General features: G+C 53.9%; 1 protein-coding gene. It reads left to right on the plus strand.

What is annotated here, in order from left to right:
- The coding region (locus QWI17_RS05715) for a hypothetical protein (RefSeq protein ID WP_302721551.1) at window positions 1–494 on the plus strand (494 nt) is incomplete at its 5' end.
- Window positions 495–579: the final 85 nt, after the last annotated feature.

Genomic DNA, 579 nt, shown 5'->3' on the forward strand with positions numbered 1-579 from the left:
ACCGCGGTTCTTACACGGGTGCTTTTCAGGTGGCGGACCTTGATGCGTCAGGCACATTGCCTGATGGGCTGGAGCGAGAAATCCCTCCTGGTAGTACACCTTTGATCGGAAAAATTCGAAATATCGTGTACACGCTGGACACGTCCGTAACTATTCAACTTTATTCTCTTGCAGACTATCGAGGTGATACCTGCACATTCCGCCTGTCCCATGGCTATGTGCGCAAGATTTCAGACTTTCCAGGATGCGATGCAGTAGCCAGCGGAAAATCACGCTCCGCGAAGGTGTACGCTTTCCCCGGTGGCAACTCCAAGCTTTGTTTCCTTAACACCGACGACCGTCGAAGTCTTTGCTTCACAGGGAGCTATCAGGGCAACTTCCAGATCAGAAATTGGGACGTGGGCAGTGATTTGCCGCAGGGGCTTGTTCGCACGCATGCAGGGGGTGGTTACATGAACGGCTCCGTGCACCGTGTTTCCTTCGGCAGGCAATAGCCCTGGTTGGATCCCCGCTGCTTGAAGGTCGTACCAGTGCAGACGGAATCAATTAGTAACCCGTCTGCGCTGGTTTGGCAGCTGC

This window comes from Gilvimarinus gilvus (assembly GCF_030518155.1).
Classification (GTDB): Bacteria; Pseudomonadota; Gammaproteobacteria; order Pseudomonadales; family Cellvibrionaceae; genus Gilvimarinus; species Gilvimarinus gilvus.